Raw genomic sequence first — 16,117 nt, 5'->3', positions numbered from 1 at the left:
ACCGGGGCGGTTGACCGCCGCTCCCGGAGAAAGGGGAACTATGGAATATAAACTTATAATTATCGGGAAACTTCCCGGTTTGAATGAATATACAGCTGCTAATCGTACTCATCCGAAGGAAGGTGGTAGGATGAAAAAAGATGCAGAGGAAGCCGTTATTTGGCCAATTAGACAACAACTAAGAGGAATACATATAACAAAGCCTGTATTGCTGAAATATAACTTCTACGAGCCAAATAGAAAGAGGGACCTAGATAATATCTCTTCATTTGCTCATAAGGTTATTCAGGACAGTCTTGTAAAGACAGGAGTACTTGCTAACGATGGCTGGAAGGAGATTGTTGGATTTTTGGACCAGTTTTATTGTGATCCAGAATATCCAAGGATTGAGGTTACTATAAAAGAGGTTGGTGATTAGGTGGATGGATGGGTAAGCATATATCGTGAACTTACAGAAGGTTGGTTATGGGAAGACAAGCCATTCTCAAAAGGACAAGCATGGATAGATCTAATCATCTTAGCTAACTACAAGGATGCAAAAATCTCATTAGGAAATGAAATAATTCTGGTAAAGCGTGGCAGTTTTATTACTTCTGAACTAAAGCTAATGGAGCGTTGGGGATGGAGTAAAACAAAGGTTAGGTCATTTTTAAACCAGTTACAAAATGATGAAAAAATAGTGAAAAAAACAGACCGAAAAAAAACCACGATAACATTAGTAAATTACGGACTTTACCAAGATATTGAAACCAATAAAGAACCAAAAAAAGACCACAAAAAAACCAGTGAGAGACCACGAAAAGACACAACTAATAAAGGAATAATAGAATCTAATATACATATATCTATGGACCCCCAATTTCAAAACTTTATTGAAAAGAAGAGAGAACTGCTAAGTAAGACAATGAGGGATGAAAATGAAACGTAAATCAAAATTTGATCCGTACATAAATGATATTATCTATTATCTCAATTTGGGCTACCCGGTCATTCGAGTAGCCGAACAGTTGGACCAATACTTTGATGACATTGTGGACATGAGTGCTTTATATACATTCATACGATCAAGAGCATTAAAAAATACAAGTGTTAGAAAGTACCGGGTACCGCACTGTGATAATTGTGAGGATTGTCATGAGGTTATAAACACGAATGATGAGGGAATTAGAATGTGTTATTATTGCAGGCTTATACCGAACAGTGTTATTACAGCACCCTTGTGGTGTCCTAAAAGGACAAAAGTGGAAAGAGTGAGCTGATAGATCAAAATGTAATAACAGAATTTATAACAACCTCATAAGGAGGAATTAAATGAATAACGAATTAATGTTTAGTAGCCAAACAGATGAATGGGCTACACCACAAGAATTTTTTGATGAATTAGACAAAGAATTTCAATTTATGTTAGATCCTTGCGCTACAAAAGAAAACCATAAATGTAATTATTACTACACTAAAGAAGAAAACGGACTATTAAAAGATTGGAGCGGCTGTACTGTGTTTTGTAATCCTCCATATTCGAAATCAGAAAAACCCTGTAAACCTAATTGTAAAAAGAAAAAATGTGTTGAACGTGGTTATCACATAAACGAATATAAACCCGGACAAGAAGATTGGATCAAAAAATGTTACGAGGAAAGCAGAAAACCAAATACCACAGTTGTTATGTTGTTGCCTGTCAGGACGGACACAGAAGCTTTTCACAAGTACATATACGGCAAAGCAAAGGAAATAAGGTTTATAAAGGGTAGGTTAAAATTCGGAAACAGTAATAATTCAGCACCATTTCCGAGCATGGTAGTGGTTTTTAGCAACCTCGAGGGAAAGGAGTAGTTATGAGAGCCGAACACAAAAGATTAACCAGAGAAGATAAACTTGCTCGTAAATATTACTGTCAGAGGGCATCCAGAGGACTTATAAAAGGACAGAAACGATATAACCATAGAAAGTTACGAAGAATATCGAAAGGAGCTGTCAAGGAATGAAACAGGTGCAGCGTTTTAAATGTGATTTCTGCAATAAGACTACCGCCAGAGCTGACACGATGGAAAGGCATGAAACAGAGTGCGTACATAATCCGAATACAGTAAATTGCTTTATGTGTGAATTTTCATGTGTTGATGATTACGAGGATTATCAACCATGGTGTGGCAATCAGACAATAAAAGATGTTCCTCAGTGTGTATATACTCATGACATTCTTCGTCGTGGAGACGCTTTAAAATGTGAGAAATTTAGGCGGTCAAAAGAAAATAATTACTCACGCTCTTTCAGCGATGCAGAGAAAAATTACGAACGATACGAGGAAGGAGCTGCCAAGGATGAATAAGCAAGTAATACAGGAAACTATAAATGAGTTACACCGCATGAAAAAGAGATTAACAGGGGCGCAAGGATGTTCTGTAAAACATGAAGAAGAGAATAGTTATTCTGCTAAATGCCTTAGATTGGCAATATCCGCACTTACCCATCAACTAACCAATGGATGGATACCAGTAACAAAAGGATTGCCGGAGAATGAAGAAAGAGTATTTATACTCGCAAATAAAAGGAGTTATAACGGTGACATAATACAGATTAGAACAACCGCTATGTATGAAGATGGAACGCTACATACAGAAGATAGCTCGTATGTTTGGGAAGATAACGATTTTGAATATTGCGAGGAAACAGATGATTATATTATTCCAGAAGGTTGGTTTGAACAGAATATGTACTGTGAAGAATATGGGATTATAGATGATTTCGTTACTCACTGGATGCCATTGCCGGAATTACCAAGGGAGAGTGATTAATCATGACAGGAGCAATTGAGTTTTTACGGAAGGCAAAGGCGATATGCGAGATTAGAGGATGCATTGGCGTTAAGGATAAATGTCCTGCATACAACCTTTGCCACACTTCCGCAGGAAAAATAACCGATGAAGCCGATCTTGTACGCAAGGTAATGGATTATAGATTGGAGGATGTGGATGCATAGAGAAATTAAGTTTAGAGGACGGAGCATTGACACTAAAGAATGGGTATATGGATTTTTATACATAAACTCCAATGATGGAAGAACCTTTGTTTTAGTCGATGGAGATTTGACTGAAGATTTCACAGCAGTTGTAGTTATTCCAGAAACAATCGGTCAATACATTGGATTAAAAGATAAGAACGGTAAAGAGATTTATGAGGAGGATATATTTTGTCACCCAAATGCACCTAAGTATAAATACGTTGTTGAATGGGAAGATGGAGGATTTTCAATTTTTATCGAAGATACCGGGTTTAAGCATAATTACATCGAGGTTATCGGTAATATCCACGAAAACCCAGAATTGATTAGCTGGTAAGCGGAAAGGAATGTTATGGTAAGATGGCATGATTTAAAATGTTTTAATCCATATTTTCAAGATATTTGGGACGGAAAGAAAAATTTTGATATCCGTAAAAATGATCGAGATTACCAAGTAGGTGAAATGCTTGTATTACGCGAATATTCGATTGCAGCCGGGTATCGTGGTCGGGCGATGCATAAAAAAATAGGATATATCTTAAAAGACTGCCCTCAATTCGGGTTACAAGAGGGGTACTGTATTTTAGGATTAGAAGACTAAACTGAAATTTAGGTTATAAGCGGAAAGGAGTATTATGGATAAGTGTAGACACTGTCTAGGAAATATCGAAAAGAATGAGATAGATGAAGATATTTGTTTTTGTGAACTGACTGATGAATATGAAAATGTAACATTGGGTGAATGCCTTGGGAATTGTGAATCGCAGGAGTGCTGATAAGCGGAAAGGAAGATATGGATAAAATAGTAGAAGCAAGAGAAAGATTAAAAAAAGCAATATGTGTAATAGCAAGCGAATTAGACATCGACCCTGGACTAACCAGAGCCTGTATACAAACACTTACCAAAGATGAATTAATAGATAAATACATAGAGTTAAAGGATTTAAGATTAAAAAAAGAAAACATGAGACTTGTTGACTTGTTGATTAGCTAATAAGCAGAAAGGAAGATATATGACAAAAAGTTATTCCAGAGGACATGAGATTTATTATGACGGAACCGATTGGAGATACACTAATAATGAAAAAGTGATTGATGAACATAGGCCGTGTAAAAAGTGCGGAAGAACACCAACACCAGAAGGATACGATGCGTGTCTTGGGCATATTGACGGTGCGTCATCAGCATGCTGTGGACATGGAATTGAAAATCCTTATACAATTATTGATTAGCTGATTAGCGGAAAGGAAGATATATGAATTGGGCAAGAAAAGCAAAGAAAAGTGTTCCTGGTGAATGGAATATGAATGACATGCCAGTTATTAAAGCTTTGGAAAAAGGCGAAACCTATACATATCCGCCTACTATGGTACATGGAGCAATGTGGTATAAATGTGAGAAGTGCTGTAAGAAGTGGAGAATGTGGTTGGAAAAAGGATTGGAGGATAAAATACAGGACAAGTTAGAACCTGATAAACACAAACCTGTACCATTCACAATAATGTGTAAATGCGGTGGACTTGCTAATCATGTATTCTGGCAGGACGATATCTCTCTTGGTGGATACAGACCAATATCGGAACATATGAGTTATTTTAAAAATGATCCTAGTAAGGATTGCGGAGTACCAGTCGTTAGGTAATAACTTAGCTGATAAGCGGAAAGAAGGTAAATTATGAACTGTTGTAAATGTAATAGAACTATGTCAGAAGTTAAAGGCATGATACCAATAGAGCCAAAAGGAACACCTAACCGTAAATGGGTTTGTACGGATTGTGCAAATATAGTACAGAAACAGACAATAGACAAAGACACAAGAAATTTATGTAACACGATAGCAGGAGAAAAGATATTTTAGCTGATAGCGGAAAGGAAGATACATGATAGGTAAAAAATTCTACAAATGTATTAAATGTGGCTTCAATAAATGCGTAAATAAAAAACATACAATTTGTAATGATTGCAAGCGCAAGCTAAAAAGTCAATTAATTTAATTCATCAAGAAGGGAGCAAAAGTTTATGAAGCAGTATTGTAGGTATTGTGCTAATGCAGTGGCAGCAGATCTAATCGGGATATGGTGTGAAGCCAAGAAAAAAGAATATAGTGCATCTACAGCTAAGGCAGAAAACCATTGCACAGACTTTATATACTGCGACATAGATGCATTCTATTGTGGTGATGATAGCAAAAGATATAAACCAAGAATACCAAAGCAGGAACAATGTGAAGGGCAAATAAGTTTATTTTAGAAGGGAGAAAAGCCTATGAAGAAAGTATACGATGTTGTATGGCAGTTCATTTTGGTAATAGCAATGTTTATATCTGCAATATTAGGTAACATCTCTTTAACAATAGCATTTGGGGTTATGGCTATTTTGAATATGGATATAGAAGGGAGATAAAGCCTATTGAATAAGAGACAGAGGAAAAAGCAGTTTAAAAAGAAGCTGCAAAAATTCTATTGTGGATTTGATTTTGCAAACGGACCAGATTATACATATTTACCAGATACTGTAGCGAGATTTATATATAACATATTTAACATACCGGAAGAATACATGAAAGAAAAAGCAAGGGATATTCACTTGCAATACAAAAGCTTTCTAAAGATGCACCGGATTGTGATAGGCGGTGATTGATTGAATAAAAGACAGAGAAAGAAATGGTTTAAGAAGATATTAGAAAGAAGTGACTATTTTCAGCACCTTTATACACCAATGCTTGGGAGAAAGAACGGAAAGACATATTTATGGAGAAAGCTACATCATGCCATATTCAGTACAAAGTACAAAGCGTTTAAAGAAATGAAGAGGTGCTTCACAAAGGGGAATAAAGATCAGTTAATAATGCATCAACTTAGTAAAGGTGGAATAATCAGTACAAAGGAGAAAAATTTCTTTTTGCTTCATTCAACAGAAGGACCGGAGATCATAGGAAGGTGGTAAATATGGCAAATGCAAAATTAAATACAACAGTGGATACAGATGGAATAGACAGGCTTGCTATAGGTGGAAGACTATATGATATGTTTAAGTGTAGCAGAGACTCCAAAATAAAGTTTGACGGACAGGAAATGTATATGAAAGAGCAAGATATAATTGATATGTTCTATTTGGTTAACAATGATAGAATAATCAGGAGCAAAAAATTTAAGATAGTACCATGAAATCATGTTTTAAATTCAACCTGGCAGCAGGACTAAGCATTAAAGAGGTGATAATATTACTGACAGAGAGCTAAATGAAAAGAAAAAAGAATACTTAAACAGCTATAGGAACCTATGCAGAAAGCTTAGATCCTTAGAAGAACAACTAGAAGAATTGAGAGAAACGAAACAATCAGCTAAGATGCAATCCATATCTGATATGCCAAAAGGGAATAAACAGACTGATTTATCAGATTACATGGTAAAGCTTGATGTACTCTTTACTAAAATTGTTAAGATGAGAAAAGCATGCATACAAAAGAAAATTGAAATTGAGAATATGATAGCTGATCTTCCGGATGGGATAGAAAGCTTAATACTTCATAAGAAGTACATAGAATTTAAGAAGTGGGAAGTAATCTGTGTTGAGATAGGTTATGAATGGGCTCATATTCATAGAAAACATTCAGATGCACTAAAAAATTTGAACATGATACACAATGATACACTTTTATGTGTTAATATGAAATCATAAAAAGAACAGAAAAAATAAAAGCATCCTTCGGGGTGCTTTTTTCATGGGTGGCACATTGTGCAGGGCAGAGCAATCACATAATATCAAGGGACTGGGTGATAGATTGCAAAAAATGAGGTGGTGATTTTGGCAAGAAGCAGGAGTCCGAATAGAGACAAGGCTTTTGAAATCTTTAAAAAGCACAAGGGCAAAATAAAGAATAAAGACATAGCTAAAATGCTTGATGAAGATCCTAAAACAGTCTCAAAATGGAAGACATTAGACAAGTGGGAAGAGAATTTTAAAAATTCGAAAAAAAATAATAAAAATTCGAATTTCGAAAAAGATGATTTTTTAGGCGATGAAAAAGCTGAAAATATCGAGGTTGAAAATCAGCTGAATGAAATCGTTGAAAATATTGAATTGACTGAAAAACAAATTCTTTTCTGTATTTATTATATAAAGTGTTTTAATGCATCAAAAGCATATCAAAAAGCTTATAAATGTAACATGATGACAGCTTACACAGCAGGGCCAAGATTGTTGGGAAATGTTCATGTAAAGATGGCAATAGCACAATTAAAGCAAAATAGACTTAATCAAGCCATGTTAACACCACACGATATCTTTCAAAAATACATGGATATTGCCTTCGCTGATATCACCGATTATATCACCTTTGGGAAGAAGGATACTCTCTTAGGCTTTACTAAAGAAGGAGTACCAATATATGACCAATGTAACTATATTGACTTCAAAGAAAGTGATGATATAGACGGATCCTTAATAACGGAATTCAAGGAAGGTAAGAACGGTTTCTCTATCAAATTAATGGATAGATTAAAAGCTCTTAACTGGCTATCTGATCATATGGATATGGCAACAGAGGAACAGAAGGCAAAGGTAGAGTCCTTGAGAAACAAAGTCAGAGTTGAGAATGAAACCCTTGAACTTAAGAAAAAGCAAGCAGAAAAGGATGATTGGTAATGAGCACCGGAGTATTACATACTTTCTATAACTCAGATGAATGGTTAATATTCAGGGAACAATACATCCTGGAACATATAAAGATTAATAAGGGTGTCATTTGTAGTAAGTGTGGAAAGCATATTATTAATCGTGGAGATATACAGCTACATCATACACCAATAGAGCTGACGGAAGATAACTATAAAGATGTTAACATCTCCATGAATAAGGATAACATAGAACTGATCTGTAGGAGCTGCCATAATAAAGAGCATGGCCGGTTCTGTGGAGGCGGTCATAAGCGTAGAGAGAAAGCAGTCTACATTATATATGGTCCGCCAATGTCAGGTAAGACAACCTATGTCTATGAGAACATGGAACCGGGTGATCTGATCGTAGATATGGACAGGCTTTATCATGCTGTCAGTCTAAGGCCTATGTATGATAAGCCTGATAATCTTAAGTATAATGTGTTCTCTATTCGCAATCATATCATAGACAACATTAAGACTAGGTATGGAGGTTTTCGCACAGCATGGATTATAGGAGGTTATCCTGAGAAGTTTACCAGAGAGAAGTTGGCAGAGGACATAGGAGCAGAGCTCATCTATGTGGAGACTAGCAAAGAGTTATGTATCGAGAGATTAGAATGCTGTAATGATTATAGAGCAGAGCATAAGGATGAATGGGTGCAATATATAGAGAAATGGTTCGAAGATTATTCGAATTAATCACTCCCCCCATATCATTCTTTTTTGTTTGTCCGGAGGACCGTAGGGGGAGGAAGGTTAGATTCACACAAACCGAGATTTTGACTTTTTTCCAAAAAAGTTCAGAGAAAGTTGGTGATAATTTTGGATATCAAACAAGAGTATGAAAGAATTAAAAAGTTATTCGAGGGTTGTGACGATAGTCAGCTGGCCTTACTGGAAGGTTCCTTTTGGGAATGTGCTAGGCTTAGAGTAGAGCTTGATGACCTTCATGATATCGTTAAGGAAACCGGCCTTGTAAAAATTAATCCAAATAACCCAACGCAGCAGAAAGAGCTTCCGGTGTCCAAGCTTATTGTGAAAACTAGGGCAAACTATTTGAACTATATAGCAAAGCTTTCTAATATTTTAGGAAAATCCATTATAGAAGAGGATGATGATCTTGCAGATTACGAATAGTTACATCATCCAGTATTACAATGAGATAAAAGCCGGCAACATCATAGTAGGTCAAGAGCTTATGATGATGTTGAAGAAGCTAGTTGATGAGATACAGGGTAGAAACGTATTAAGAGATCACATCCGGATAGACTTTGAAGACTCTGAAAAACGAATTAAATTCATTGAGAGTGAATGTAAGCATTACGAAGCTCCTCATGCCGGAAAGCCATTCAAATTAGAGTTATTTCAAAAAGCTTTCGTTGAAGCGATATTCGCTATCAAAATATATGATGAAGAATTAGAAAGGTACGTTAGAAAATATCAAAACGTGCTTTTTTTAGTGGGAAGAAAGAACGGTAAGACACCATTAATCGGTGCCATATGTCTAGCGGAATGGTTTTGTGGTCCTACTGGATTGAAAGTACTATGTGCTTCCAATGATTATGAACAGGCTGACCTCATGTTCCAGGCTATTAATGCTATGAGGGAAGAAAGTAAAACCCTTGAAAAGGTTACACGTAAGAATATTAAGGGTATCTTCTTTGGTAATCCGAAACAGAAAAAGAAGAAAGGCAAATTCAGTTATCAGAACAAAGGCAGCATTCGTAAATTATCAGCAAAGACCGGAGCAAAAGAAGGTCGTAATATCGGTATCGGTGCAGTCGATGAAGTATTCGAGATGGAAGATAACAGTCTGGTAATGCCGATTAGACAGGCTCTTTCTACGCAGGATGAACCTCTTTACTTTGAACTGACAACGGAAGGCTTTACGAATGATGGGTACCTGGATAAGAGATTAGTAGATGCCAGAAAGGTATTAAGGGGAGAGGTTGAGGATGAAAGATGGCTGATCTGGTTATATACCCAAGACAATGAGAAGGAAGTCTGGATTGATGAAAAAAGCTGGTATAAATCGAACCCCGGCTTAGGGAAAATTAAGAAATGGTCCTTCCTACGGCAGATGGTTCAAGAAGCAAGAACAAAGACAGATACCAAAGCCTTTGTCTTAGCAAAAGATTTCAATGTCAAACAGAATAATGCTCAAGCATGGCTGCAACCGGAGGATATTAAGAATGACTTAACCTATGACATAGAAGATTTAAGAGAATGTGTAGGAATAGGTGCAGCAGATCTTTCAGAGACAGGTGACTTAACCAATGCCAGAGTATTAATCTATAATCCGAAAAACAAGATGAAGTATCTTATCACAAAATACTTCATTCCAATATCCAAATTGGAGCAGATGGAAGGGGAAGAGAAAGAGAAATACCTTCAATGGGTGAAAGATAATCATTTAGCTATCTGTGAAGATACGGAAGTAGATCAGTCCGATGTTGTAGCATGGTTTGTTAGTCTGTATAAGAAATATAAAATCAGAGTATTCATGACCGGTTATGATAAATGGCAGGCCAAGGCATTTAAAAAGGAAATGCAAGACTATGGTTTCGATATCGATAAGATAGAACAGGGTTATGATTTATCTAATGCCATGACAAGCCTTGAGACAGATCTAAAAGCGAACAGAGTAAATTACAATCAAAATCCGATCGATATCATGTGTCTTGAGAATACCTCTATGAAATGGAATTCTGCCGGTACCAAGAGAATGCCGGTGAAAGTACAGGGAGATCAGGATAAGAAGATAGATGGAGCAGTCACAATGTTAATATGCTATGAGACATTAGACAGGCATCGAAAAGATTATATGGATATCATCAACAGGAGGTGAGTACAAAGTGGGGTTATTAAACAAAATTAGGTCATGGACCGGCAATTTGAAGTCTTTAACCTATGCAAAAATGATGAAAGGTTATATACCGGTATTTACTCAGTTTGGTGATGAAATCTATGCTAGTGATATCGTACAGATTGCCATTAGGTGTATTGCCACTGAGATCAGTAAATTAAATCCGCAGCATATCAGGACGGAGAATGATACAGGGCTTCAAAGTGTGGTAAATGATAGCATTCATAGATTACTAAAGTTCGGGCCTAATCCATTAATGTCTACATCAGATTTCCTTGAAAAGATAGTATATCTCAGGGAAATCAATAAGAATGCTTACATATACCCATCATATGTGAAAATACCGCTAGGCGAGGGAACTTATAGGAGAGAATATACCGGCTTGTATCCTCTAAATCCCTTAGAGGTAGAATATCTGGAAGATACATCAGGTAAGCTGTTCATTAAGTTTTACTTTGTTAATGGATATGATTATACCTTGCCTTATGAAGACATCATACATTGGAGAAAAGACTTTACTGCCAATGATTTTGTCGGTGGGGATGCACAGGGAAAATCAGATAATAAAGCCTTAATAAAATTGTTGGAGACAGATGATACAGCAATTCAGGGAATTGGAAAAGGTATCAAATCCACAATGGTCATTCGAGGTATACAAAAGATTAATACACTGTTAGATGATGAAGAACAGAAGAAAGAAAGAGAAGCTTTTGAACAGAAGATAAATGAGTCTCAGAGCGGTATCTTAGCAATTGATTTAAAAGGTGACTTTACACCAATCAAGATTGATCCTAAATTCATTGATAAGGATACCATTGAATTTATTGCTAAGAGGATACTAGCAAATTACGGAGTATCTCTAGCCATATTCAACGGAGAATTCACAGAGGAAGAATATCAGGCTTTCTATGAAAAGACAATCGAACCGCAGATAATCAGTTTGGGTAGAGTTTTCAGTAAAGTGTTATTCACAAAACGTGAATTAGAAGTCGGGAATGAGATCATCTTCTATAATCAAGGCTTAATGTTCATGAATACAACGAATAAAATAAATGCTGCTGATATTCTGACTAGACTTGGTACCCTTACAGATAATCAAGTATTAGCTATCTTCGGATATCCTCCGTTTGAAGGTGGGAATGTCCGTAAGCAGTCACTTAACTATATCAATCGTGATATAGCGGATCAGTATCAGCTATCAAAGAATAAGGGGAAGGAAAAACAGAATGAGTAAGAAAAAGTTAGATGAATTTAAACCTCAGAATGAAATGAGACTGGTTGAGTTTAGAGCGGTTGACAATGATGAAGGAAAGATGATTATCGAAGGTCAGGCAATTACATATGATCAGCCAGCTACTCACCAATACGGTAAGTACAAATTCACAGAAACAATCAGAAAAGGAGCTCTTGATTTTACAGACATGAAAGATGTACCGCTAAGGTATAACCATAATGATACCTGGATCATCATCGCAAGGACAAGGAATAAGAGCCTACAGTTAATCTTGGATGAAACAGGGCTTAAGATCAGAGCAGAGTTAATCGATACGCAGGCAAACATAGACATCTATAAATCAATTCAAGCAGGATTGATTGATAAGATGTCTTTTGCATTTACAGTAGCAGACAAAGGAGATACGTGGACCTATGGAGAAAATGAAACCTTCAGGGAGGTCACTTCTATTAACCGTTTATACGACGTAAGTGTGGTGGATACCCCATTTTATGATACAACAAGCGTTTATGCGAGGAGTGTTGAGTTACTGGAGAGTAATTTTGCACAGCTGGAGAGCTTTGACTTGCGAAAACGTAAGTTGGCACTGGAACTAGAGTTTAGCAATCAATGAAAGGAATGGTAATCGTATGGATTATGCAAAATTATTGAAAGAAGCAGAAGAGAAAAGAGCAGCCCTCCTGCCACAGATTAGGGATGCAAAGAATACAGAAGAACTGGACAAGCTGGAACTCGAAAAGAGAAGATTAGACAGCGAGATTAAGATGTTGAAAGAATTAGTAGGCCAGAGTGAAGATCCAGCAGCCAGAAGTGAAGGCCAGGTTGAGCCTCAGGGTCAGTTAAATCCTTTAGCTACCTTCAGAACAGGTGCAAAGAAAACAGAAGAGAATGAAGATGTCTACTCTTCCTTAGAGTATCGGCAAGCATTCCGTAACTATGTTGTATCCGGAACTCCTATCCCGGAGAAATTCCGTCAGGCTGAGGAAAGAGCAGATGCTCTTACCGTAGTAGGTGATGTAACTGCTGTTATCCCTACAACCATTCTCAATAAAGTAATTGAGGATCTTACGATTGAAGGAAAGGTCATTAAGAGAATTACTCAGACTTCCTTCCAGGGCGGTATTCAGATCCCTATTTCAGAAATTAAACCTACTGCAACATGGTTAGGAAGTGAAGAAGCTGTTTCTGATGAACAGAAAGCACTGATGGAAGCAAAACTTTCGTTTGCTTATCATGTATTAGAAGCAAAGGTAGCTATAGGTTTATTAACTTCAACTGTTACGCTACAGGTATTTGAAGCTACCGTTGTGAAGCAATTAAAGAAAGCTATGATTGATGCTATTGAAACAGCTGTTGCAGTAGGAACTGGTGTAGGTCAGCCTTTAGGATTTACTAAGTATACATTACCTGCTGAACAGGTAATTTCATTTACCGCTGCTCAAGTTGGTTCTGTAAAAGGATGGGCTAGAGCTGAAGCTGCAATCCCTGAAGCTTATGAAGATGGTGAAGTATACCTCATGAATAAGCAAACATGGGAAATGCACTTAAACAGTATGGTAGACTCTGCCGGTCAGAAGATTGGCCTTGGTAAAATCAATGAAAAAGGACAGAAGATCCTTAATGGTAGAGAAGTTATTACGATTGATAAGTTACCGGGTTATGATAATGCAGCAGCAGGTGATGTCTTTGGTGTTCTGATTAACCTTGAAGATTATATCATCAATTCAAACCTCAATATGTACTACAAAAAGTACTACAATGAGGATAAGAATAAGTGGATCCATAAGGCACTCATGATTGCTGATGGCAAGATGGCAATTGGTGAGGTTCCGGATGGAGTAGGGACCAAGTTAGTAGGAGCGAAAGGCCTTATTTACTTGACTAAGGCTTAATTAGACTTAATCAACTATACATATCCCTTTGTCTGTTAATTCAGGCAAAGGGATTTTATAAATAGGCGGTGATAACATGGATGATGCAATGGATGATGTAACTTTACTTAGTAAGGTAAAGGAAGCAATAGGGATAGTGACCGATGATCCTGGTGTGAACAGTAACATAAAAGGGAAAGCAATAGCAGTAAAGAATTATCTGATAAAGGCCGGTGCAAAACACATGACACCGGATCCTGTGACACAGAAAAGTGTTATTACTGAAACAGATATTGCTTGCATAGCCATCGGTGTAAATGATCTCTTAAATAACAAAGCAGGAGAAACCAAGTTTTCACCGGCTTTTAACATTATAGCAATGCAGATATGTAGGGGGTAGATGAATGCAGTTTATTTTACCTATATACCTATGTTCAAAGCAATACGGAGAGGAAACCAGTGAGATAGGGGAAGCTCCGGAGACATTAATCGAAAGAAAAGTATATGCCAGTGAGGAGTCTGCCAAAAGACAAGAGTTTTATCAGGCAAACGCGAACGGATATAAGATTGAAAAAGTACTTACGATAAGAAAATTTGAATATGGTAACGAGGAAATAGTTAAGATTGGACCGGATGGCAGCAGAATTGAGTATACGGTCTTGAGAACTTATGATAAACAGGATGGTAACATAGAACTCACTTTAACGAAGGGAGTGAGTAAAGATGCCGGTACCTAAATCTGTAGTGAAAATTAATAAAAAAGGAGTTCAATACACATCCAGTGTGGATAGAGCTCAATACACTATACGAGAACTGACAAGAGCTGCCCTTCGAGATGTAGGTAAGTTTATATGTAGAAAATTCAGGGACAGCTATTATTCTCATTTTTCAAGGAAAAGAGGAAGAGTGGGAAAATATACGCAGTACTGGGTGAAATACAAACAAAAACAGCTTGAGCTCCAAGTCGGACTTAAACCTTTTGCTTTTTATGGTGGGTTTCAAGAATTAGGATCCAGTAAAACTACTAGACTTGGACTCTTATCAAATGCGGCAGAGAATAACATAGCAGAAATCGTTAAGATTGAAAGTAAGTATCTTAGTGCTTTAGAGGATGAAGCAGAGGCACTATCACTTATATCTGAAGATGATTATGAGGGTGGTGCTGATGGCTAATAAATCAGAAGAACTAAGAAAAGTAATAACACGGTTATTAAAATTAAGCTGTACAAGGACATATTATAGCGAAGCCAAGGATAACGCAAAGTATCCCTACCAAGTATTCATCTTTGACAGCCAAACTAGAGAACAATACCCAAGAGAAGATGACATCATAATCATTGATATATGGGATAAAAGTAATAGTTGGACAGAAGTTGAAAGACTTGCAGATGAAATAGAAGCGAATATGAACATGAAGAATGAACCGAATAGTTTCGTGCTTCCAACATTTTTTATGATCGATAGAAAAAACCTGAAGGACCCGGACAAAAATCTAAAACATGTGCTACTGAAGTTTTTAATACAAAATTATTATATAGGAGTGTGAGATTATGGCCTTAAGAAAATTTACCGGAACAGGTAGAATAACAGATGCCGATTATAAGCTAGTCAAATGGGTCGGAAAGACAAAAGCAGGCAAAGCCATTCAAATAACTATTAAAGAAGCAATAAATCTTGGTAGTACAGAATGGGCTTTTGCTGACAAAGATGATACAGTAGCGGAAGCTGTATTCACTGCCTGTTACACACAGGCGGATTTGGATGCAGGAAAGACAGATGAACCATGGGAAGTAGAATATGATGATACCGTAGTAAAAGCCGAGGAAGAAATTGTACTTGGAGCAGGAAAATTCTATATTGGTGATACACCAATAGCACTTACCAGAGGTGGCGGTAAATTCTCCAGAGAGCCTGAATACAGAGAGATTGAAGCCGATGGAGACCGTGGACCTGTAAAAGGTAGAATTACCATAGATGGGGTAAGGGCTACTTTAACAATGAATACATTACAGATCCTTACGAGATTGGCGGATCTGTACACTGGATTACAGGAAGTGGTAGAACAGCCTGCAGGTTAATTAAATATAAAATAATATTATTAAAAGATAGGAGAGCTGACAACTCTCCTTTTCTTTTTATGGGAGGTATTTATGAGAAATTTACAGGCAAGAGATGTATTTGCTGCTTGCAGAGTTTTAAATAAAATTGGTATTAAGGATGATATCAAAAAACTTGCTAAGAAAGCTGACAAGGCAGCAGATGTATGGGATAACGGATTTGATCTGTTATTCTCAGTATTTGAAAAAGCCACTTCTAAGAATGCAGAAAAGCCTATCTATGAATTCATTGCCGGTTTATTCGAGTGTGAGCCGGATGAGGTCGAAAAGATGGACTTTTTTGACTTGTGTGAAAAGTTAAAGGAAGTTGCTGATCCGGAGAAGTGGAAGAATTTTTTCAACAAAGCAGCAAACTTGATGAAATAGA

Annotated in this window: 34 protein-coding genes; all 34 read left to right on the top strand. The window is 36.8% G+C overall.

The features are described from left to right. The first annotated feature begins 40 nt into the window (after positions 1-40). The 34 genes from I5677_RS12240 (at position 41) to I5677_RS12075 (ending at position 16,116) form a co-directional block, all read left to right on the top strand. The gene (locus I5677_RS12240; RefSeq protein ID WP_197661912.1) at positions 41-418 is read left to right on the top strand and encodes a RusA family crossover junction endodeoxyribonuclease; all 378 of its coding nucleotides are present in this window, start codon (positions 41-43) and stop codon (positions 416-418) included. Continuing rightward, the gene (locus I5677_RS12235; RefSeq protein WP_197661911.1) at positions 419-928 is read left to right on the top strand and encodes a hypothetical protein; all 510 of its coding nucleotides are present in this window, start codon (positions 419-421) and stop codon (positions 926-928) included. Continuing rightward, entirely contained in the window at positions 918-1,259 is a 342-nt protein-coding gene (locus tag I5677_RS12230; RefSeq protein WP_197661910.1) for a hypothetical protein, read from the top strand. Before I5677_RS12235 ends, I5677_RS12230 begins: the two co-directional genes overlap by 11 nt. A 52-nt stretch (positions 1,260-1,311) precedes the next feature. Further along, positions 1,312-1,833 (top strand): DNA N-6-adenine-methyltransferase, encoded by a 522-nt coding sequence (locus I5677_RS12225; RefSeq protein ID WP_197661909.1) that lies wholly within the window; start codon positions 1,312-1,314, stop codon positions 1,831-1,833. A gap of 2 nt (positions 1,834-1,835) precedes the next feature. After that, positions 1,836-1,985, top strand: a complete 150-nt coding sequence (locus I5677_RS12220; RefSeq protein WP_197661908.1) for a hypothetical protein — start codon at positions 1,836-1,838, stop codon at positions 1,983-1,985. Next, complete coding sequence (locus I5677_RS12215) at positions 1,982-2,329, top strand: hypothetical protein (protein WP_197661907.1); 348 nt, start codon at positions 1,982-1,984, stop codon at positions 2,327-2,329. The genes I5677_RS12220 and I5677_RS12215 overlap by 4 nt, the downstream gene beginning before the upstream one ends. Beyond that, positions 2,322-2,795, top strand: a complete 474-nt coding sequence (locus I5677_RS12210) for a DUF551 domain-containing protein (protein WP_197661906.1) — start codon at positions 2,322-2,324, stop codon at positions 2,793-2,795. Before I5677_RS12215 ends, I5677_RS12210 begins: the two co-directional genes overlap by 8 nt. Positions 2,796-2,797: 2 nt before the next feature. Next, positions 2,798-2,980: a hypothetical protein gene (locus I5677_RS12205; protein WP_197661905.1), complete on the top strand. Its 183-nt coding sequence runs from the start codon at positions 2,798-2,800 to the stop codon at positions 2,978-2,980. Beyond that, positions 2,973-3,338, top strand: coding sequence for a YopX family protein (locus tag I5677_RS12200; protein ID WP_197661904.1), 366 nt, complete (start codon positions 2,973-2,975; stop codon positions 3,336-3,338). Before I5677_RS12205 ends, I5677_RS12200 begins: the two co-directional genes overlap by 8 nt. Before the next feature lie 15 nt (positions 3,339-3,353). Next, complete coding sequence (locus tag I5677_RS12195) at positions 3,354-3,602, top strand: DUF3850 domain-containing protein (RefSeq protein WP_197661903.1); 249 nt, start codon at positions 3,354-3,356, stop codon at positions 3,600-3,602. Positions 3,603-3,636: 34 nt separating this feature from the next. Continuing rightward, positions 3,637-3,777 (top strand): hypothetical protein, encoded by a 141-nt coding sequence (locus I5677_RS12190; RefSeq protein WP_197661902.1) that lies wholly within the window; start codon positions 3,637-3,639, stop codon positions 3,775-3,777. Then, on the top strand, positions 3,771-3,995 hold the full coding sequence (locus I5677_RS12185) for a hypothetical protein (RefSeq protein WP_197661901.1): 225 nt from the start codon (positions 3,771-3,773) through the stop codon (positions 3,993-3,995). Before I5677_RS12190 ends, I5677_RS12185 begins: the two co-directional genes overlap by 7 nt. A 19-nt stretch (positions 3,996-4,014) precedes the next feature. Then, the gene (locus I5677_RS12180) at positions 4,015-4,233 is read left to right on the top strand and encodes a hypothetical protein (protein WP_197661900.1); all 219 of its coding nucleotides are present in this window, start codon (positions 4,015-4,017) and stop codon (positions 4,231-4,233) included. Between the two features lie 23 nt (positions 4,234-4,256). Beyond that, on the top strand, positions 4,257-4,643 hold the full coding sequence (locus I5677_RS12175; protein ID WP_197661899.1) for a hypothetical protein: 387 nt from the start codon (positions 4,257-4,259) through the stop codon (positions 4,641-4,643). 33 nt (positions 4,644-4,676) lie between these two features. Further along, a complete protein-coding gene (locus I5677_RS12170) occupies positions 4,677-4,859 on the top strand; it encodes a hypothetical protein (protein ID WP_197661898.1) in 183 nt (60 codons plus the stop codon). Between the two features lie 161 nt (positions 4,860-5,020). Then, entirely contained in the window at positions 5,021-5,251 is a 231-nt protein-coding gene (locus tag I5677_RS12165; RefSeq protein WP_197661897.1) for a hypothetical protein, read from the top strand. A gap of 15 nt (positions 5,252-5,266) precedes the next feature. Next, the gene (locus I5677_RS12160) at positions 5,267-5,404 is read left to right on the top strand and encodes a hypothetical protein (protein WP_197661896.1); all 138 of its coding nucleotides are present in this window, start codon (positions 5,267-5,269) and stop codon (positions 5,402-5,404) included. Positions 5,405-5,410: 6 nt separating this feature from the next. Next, positions 5,411-5,641 carry a hypothetical protein gene (locus I5677_RS12155; RefSeq protein ID WP_197661895.1) on the top strand — a complete coding sequence of 77 codons (231 nt, stop codon included), beginning with the start codon at positions 5,411-5,413 and terminating at the stop codon, positions 5,639-5,641. Further along, entirely contained in the window at positions 5,642-5,947 is a 306-nt protein-coding gene (locus tag I5677_RS12150) for a hypothetical protein (protein ID WP_197661894.1), read from the top strand. A 2-nt stretch (positions 5,948-5,949) separates the two neighbouring features. Further along, positions 5,950-6,168: a hypothetical protein gene (locus I5677_RS12145; RefSeq protein ID WP_197661893.1), complete on the top strand. Its 219-nt coding sequence runs from the start codon at positions 5,950-5,952 to the stop codon at positions 6,166-6,168. Positions 6,169-6,322: 154 nt separating this feature from the next. Further along, on the top strand, positions 6,323-6,682 hold the full coding sequence (locus I5677_RS12140) for a DUF1492 domain-containing protein (RefSeq protein WP_197661892.1): 360 nt from the start codon (positions 6,323-6,325) through the stop codon (positions 6,680-6,682). 126 nt (positions 6,683-6,808) lie between these two features. Further along, positions 6,809-7,648 carry a terminase small subunit gene (locus I5677_RS12135; RefSeq protein WP_197661891.1) on the top strand — a complete coding sequence of 280 codons (840 nt, stop codon included), beginning with the start codon at positions 6,809-6,811 and terminating at the stop codon, positions 7,646-7,648. After that, a complete protein-coding gene (locus I5677_RS12130) occupies positions 7,648-8,361 on the top strand; it encodes an HNH endonuclease family protein (RefSeq protein ID WP_197661890.1) in 714 nt (237 codons plus the stop codon). Before I5677_RS12135 ends, I5677_RS12130 begins: the two co-directional genes overlap by 1 nt. A 123-nt stretch (positions 8,362-8,484) precedes the next feature. Beyond that, a complete protein-coding gene (locus I5677_RS12125; protein ID WP_197661889.1) occupies positions 8,485-8,799 on the top strand; it encodes a zinc-binding protein in 315 nt (104 codons plus the stop codon). After that, positions 8,783-10,510 carry a terminase large subunit gene (locus tag I5677_RS12120; RefSeq protein ID WP_330617916.1) on the top strand — a complete coding sequence of 576 codons (1,728 nt, stop codon included), beginning with the start codon at positions 8,783-8,785 and terminating at the stop codon, positions 10,508-10,510. Before I5677_RS12125 ends, I5677_RS12120 begins: the two co-directional genes overlap by 17 nt. A 7-nt stretch (positions 10,511-10,517) precedes the next feature. Continuing rightward, on the top strand, positions 10,518-11,762 hold the full coding sequence (locus I5677_RS12115; RefSeq protein WP_330617915.1) for a phage portal protein: 1,245 nt from the start codon (positions 10,518-10,520) through the stop codon (positions 11,760-11,762). After that, the gene (locus I5677_RS12110; protein ID WP_197661888.1) at positions 11,755-12,375 is read left to right on the top strand and encodes an HK97 family phage prohead protease; all 621 of its coding nucleotides are present in this window, start codon (positions 11,755-11,757) and stop codon (positions 12,373-12,375) included. Before I5677_RS12115 ends, I5677_RS12110 begins: the two co-directional genes overlap by 8 nt. A gap of 16 nt (positions 12,376-12,391) precedes the next feature. Continuing rightward, a complete protein-coding gene (locus tag I5677_RS12105) occupies positions 12,392-13,654 on the top strand; it encodes a phage major capsid protein (protein WP_197661887.1) in 1,263 nt (420 codons plus the stop codon). 76 nt (positions 13,655-13,730) lie between these two features. Further along, the gene (locus I5677_RS12100; protein ID WP_243456590.1) at positions 13,731-14,033 is read left to right on the top strand and encodes a hypothetical protein; all 303 of its coding nucleotides are present in this window, start codon (positions 13,731-13,733) and stop codon (positions 14,031-14,033) included. 4 nt (positions 14,034-14,037) lie between these two features. After that, positions 14,038-14,370: a phage head closure protein gene (locus I5677_RS12095; protein ID WP_197661886.1), complete on the top strand. Its 333-nt coding sequence runs from the start codon at positions 14,038-14,040 to the stop codon at positions 14,368-14,370. Further along, on the top strand, positions 14,357-14,806 hold the full coding sequence (locus I5677_RS12090) for a hypothetical protein (protein ID WP_197661885.1): 450 nt from the start codon (positions 14,357-14,359) through the stop codon (positions 14,804-14,806). Before I5677_RS12095 ends, I5677_RS12090 begins: the two co-directional genes overlap by 14 nt. Then, entirely contained in the window at positions 14,799-15,179 is a 381-nt protein-coding gene (locus I5677_RS12085) for a hypothetical protein (RefSeq protein WP_197661884.1), read from the top strand. Before I5677_RS12090 ends, I5677_RS12085 begins: the two co-directional genes overlap by 8 nt. Positions 15,180-15,183: 4 nt before the next feature. Next, a complete protein-coding gene (locus I5677_RS12080; protein WP_197661883.1) occupies positions 15,184-15,711 on the top strand; it encodes a hypothetical protein in 528 nt (175 codons plus the stop codon). 72 nt (positions 15,712-15,783) lie between these two features. Further along, positions 15,784-16,116 (top strand): hypothetical protein, encoded by a 333-nt coding sequence (locus tag I5677_RS12075; RefSeq protein ID WP_197661882.1) that lies wholly within the window; start codon positions 15,784-15,786, stop codon positions 16,114-16,116. Position 16,117: the final 1 nt, after the last annotated feature.

This window comes from Mobilitalea sibirica, assembly GCF_015999265.1.
Lineage (GTDB): Bacteria > Bacillota > Clostridia > Lachnospirales > Lachnospiraceae > Mobilitalea > Mobilitalea sibirica.
This window is presented reverse-complemented; position numbering and strand designations above follow the sequence as displayed.

Excerpts from the sequence above, each read along its gene's own strand:
- I5677_RS12080 (WP_197661883.1), top strand. The coding sequence starts at position 15,184 with ATGGCCTTAAGAAAATTTACCGGAACAGGTAGAATAACAGATGCCGAT.
- I5677_RS12170 (WP_197661898.1), top strand. The coding sequence starts at position 4,677 with ATGAACTGTTGTAAATGTAATAGAACTATGTCAGAAGTTAAAGGCATG.
- I5677_RS12225 (WP_197661909.1), top strand. The coding sequence starts at position 1,312 with ATGAATAACGAATTAATGTTTAGTAGCCAAACAGATGAATGGGCTACA.
- I5677_RS12105 (WP_197661887.1), top strand. The coding sequence starts at position 12,392 with ATGGATTATGCAAAATTATTGAAAGAAGCAGAAGAGAAAAGAGCAGCC.
- I5677_RS12075 (WP_197661882.1), top strand. The coding sequence starts at position 15,784 with ATGAGAAATTTACAGGCAAGAGATGTATTTGCTGCTTGCAGAGTTTTA.
- I5677_RS12160 (WP_197661896.1), top strand. The coding sequence starts at position 5,267 with ATGAAGAAAGTATACGATGTTGTATGGCAGTTCATTTTGGTAATAGCA.
- I5677_RS12205 (WP_197661905.1), top strand. The coding sequence starts at position 2,798 with ATGACAGGAGCAATTGAGTTTTTACGGAAGGCAAAGGCGATATGCGAG.
- I5677_RS12195 (WP_197661903.1), top strand. The coding sequence starts at position 3,354 with ATGGTAAGATGGCATGATTTAAAATGTTTTAATCCATATTTTCAAGAT.
- I5677_RS12220 (WP_197661908.1), top strand. The coding sequence starts at position 1,836 with ATGAGAGCCGAACACAAAAGATTAACCAGAGAAGATAAACTTGCTCGT.
- I5677_RS12175 (WP_197661899.1), top strand. The coding sequence starts at position 4,257 with ATGAATTGGGCAAGAAAAGCAAAGAAAAGTGTTCCTGGTGAATGGAAT.
- I5677_RS12200 (WP_197661904.1), top strand. The coding sequence starts at position 2,973 with ATGCATAGAGAAATTAAGTTTAGAGGACGGAGCATTGACACTAAAGAA.
- I5677_RS12130 (WP_197661890.1), top strand. The coding sequence starts at position 7,648 with ATGAGCACCGGAGTATTACATACTTTCTATAACTCAGATGAATGGTTA.
- I5677_RS12090 (WP_197661885.1), top strand. The coding sequence starts at position 14,357 with ATGCCGGTACCTAAATCTGTAGTGAAAATTAATAAAAAAGGAGTTCAA.
- I5677_RS12190 (WP_197661902.1), top strand. The coding sequence starts at position 3,637 with ATGGATAAGTGTAGACACTGTCTAGGAAATATCGAAAAGAATGAGATA.
- I5677_RS12180 (WP_197661900.1), top strand. The coding sequence starts at position 4,015 with ATGACAAAAAGTTATTCCAGAGGACATGAGATTTATTATGACGGAACC.
- I5677_RS12210 (WP_197661906.1), top strand. The coding sequence starts at position 2,322 with ATGAATAAGCAAGTAATACAGGAAACTATAAATGAGTTACACCGCATG.
- I5677_RS12240 (WP_197661912.1), top strand. The coding sequence starts at position 41 with ATGGAATATAAACTTATAATTATCGGGAAACTTCCCGGTTTGAATGAA.
- I5677_RS12145 (WP_197661893.1), top strand. The coding sequence starts at position 5,950 with ATGGCAAATGCAAAATTAAATACAACAGTGGATACAGATGGAATAGAC.
- I5677_RS12230 (WP_197661910.1), top strand. The coding sequence starts at position 918 with ATGAAACGTAAATCAAAATTTGATCCGTACATAAATGATATTATCTAT.
- I5677_RS12100 (WP_243456590.1), top strand. The coding sequence starts at position 13,731 with ATGGATGATGCAATGGATGATGTAACTTTACTTAGTAAGGTAAAGGAA.
- I5677_RS12165 (WP_197661897.1), top strand. The coding sequence starts at position 5,021 with ATGAAGCAGTATTGTAGGTATTGTGCTAATGCAGTGGCAGCAGATCTA.
- I5677_RS12110 (WP_197661888.1), top strand. The coding sequence starts at position 11,755 with ATGAGTAAGAAAAAGTTAGATGAATTTAAACCTCAGAATGAAATGAGA.
- I5677_RS12085 (WP_197661884.1), top strand. The coding sequence starts at position 14,799 with ATGGCTAATAAATCAGAAGAACTAAGAAAAGTAATAACACGGTTATTA.
- I5677_RS12095 (WP_197661886.1), top strand. The coding sequence starts at position 14,038 with ATGCAGTTTATTTTACCTATATACCTATGTTCAAAGCAATACGGAGAG.
- I5677_RS12215 (WP_197661907.1), top strand. The coding sequence starts at position 1,982 with ATGAAACAGGTGCAGCGTTTTAAATGTGATTTCTGCAATAAGACTACC.